This window comes from Alteromonas sp. KUL106 (assembly GCF_009811415.1).
Classification (GTDB): Bacteria; Pseudomonadota; Gammaproteobacteria; order Enterobacterales; family Alteromonadaceae; genus Alteromonas.
In genome coordinates this window covers 1-1,857 of sequence record NZ_BLIG01000081.1, presented here as the reverse complement: position 1 = coordinate 1,857, position 1,857 = coordinate 1, and the positions used below count along the sequence as shown (strand labels likewise).

Below are 1,857 nucleotides of genomic sequence, written 5' to 3'. Positions count from 1 at the left end.
TGGCGGTATAGTCCGCACCATTGATGGTAACAACCACCGTGGCTGTTGGGTCGTCAACCGAACCAGTAAGCGCCGGCGTTGCATCGTTGGTTGTTAAATCGTTAAAGGTGACCACTGGCGCTGCTGCATCAACCGTGTCTGAGGCTGGGTTGCCAATATTACCCGCTGCGTCAGTTGCCGTTGCGGTCACGATTACGCCGTCGGCAATCGGTGTATCAAGCGTAATACTCCAATTGCCGTCGCCATCTGCTGTGACGGTAAAATCGGGGATGCCATCACCGTTTACATCAACATTGACTTCGCTGCCCGCTTCGGCGGTACCGGTAATTTCGGTACCATTACCTGCGTTAACAGTAGGTGCAGCAGGGGCTGTAATGTCAATATTGCCACCGTCCTCAGTTGCGGTGGTTGAATTACCTGCATCATCTGTTGCAGTAACTTCGACGCTATAATCTCCTTCAGGCAGTGGAGACAATACTTCCGCTGCAAAGTTGCCGTCTGCATCAACCAATGCGTTAATGGTTTGCGTGTCGCCATTGCTGTCAGTTACGGTGATCACAACGACAGCACCTTCAGGTAAATCTGTATTACCCGAAATAACCGGCGTAGTGTCATTACCTGAATCTAATGGGTTAACGTTAACAATAGGCGCTTGTGTATCAATACTTCCATTTGTTTCGTTTGCCGTCGCGGTGTTGCCTTGTGTATCGCTTACTGTTGCCGTAACGGTAAAGTCACCTTCAGCCAGGGCGCTAGGCACATCGGCACTGAATGTGCCGTCTGCTTGCACGGCTGCTTGGAAACTTTGCGAGTTACCGTTGGCATCTACCACAGTAATGGTAACCAGTGTGCCAGGTGCCACGTCGGTAGTACCTGTGATAGTAGGGGTAACATCGCTAGTAGCGCCTTGTGTATCAAGGGTTAATAGCGGCGCTTCGCTATCTACACTACCTGTTGTATTGGCATTCGCGGTATTGCCTGCACTGTCGGTTGCAGTGGCAGTCACAGTAAAGTCGCCGTCAGCTAGTGCGTTCGGCACATCTACGCTAAAGCTACCATTTGCATCGACCAAGGCATTGATAGTTTGCGTGTTTCCAGCGCTATCTGTTACGACAAGCGTGACCGTGCTTCCTTCAGGAAGGTCAGTGGTGCCCGAAAGCGTTGGCGTGGTGTCCCCCGTGCTGCCAGGATTTTCAAGGGTGAGCGTTGGCGCTGTAGTGTCAATTTCTCCGGTAACTGTGGTTGTAGAGCTATTGCCTGTCGGTGCAGTAACGGTAACATCAACCGTGTACTCACCTTCACTTAGCTCTACTGGCACATCTTCATTGAATGTGCCGTCAGCACCCACGGTGGTAACAATCGTTTGTTCGTTACCCTCGCTATCCGTAACGACAATGATAACTTCGCTGCCTGGAGGCGCATCGGTCTCACCGGAAATATTTGGGGTTGTATCATTTGTTGTTGTAGGTTGATTTACAGTGGTTGACGGACTAGTAGAATCGTAATCGCCACTCGTAGTTGCTTGCGCCGTGTTGCCCGCAGCATCCGTTACCTCTGCAGTCACGTTGTATGTGCCTTCGGCCACCGCATTTGGGACTTCAACGGTAAAGGTACCATCGGCAAGCACGGTAGTGGTAAAGGTTTGAATAACGCCTCCACTATCGGTAACGGTAAGCGTTATTGTGCTTCCGGGCACGGCATCCGTTAACCCCGAAAGTGTGGGCGTAGCATCGCCATTTATTCCTGGGTCGTTTAATGAGATGGTTGGCGCAGTCACGTCGATAGCGCCGAATATTTGGGTACTTGCCGTATTGCCTGCTTCGTCGGTGACGCTGGCGTTAACCGTAAATTCACCCT

At 51.4% G+C, this 1,857-nt stretch carries 1 protein-coding gene; it reads right to left on the bottom strand.

Annotated elements, in window-relative coordinates; translation table 11 throughout:
- On the bottom strand, positions 1-1,857 hold a 1,857-nt coding region (locus tag GVO63_RS19305; RefSeq protein WP_201281938.1), incomplete at both ends, for an Ig-like domain-containing protein.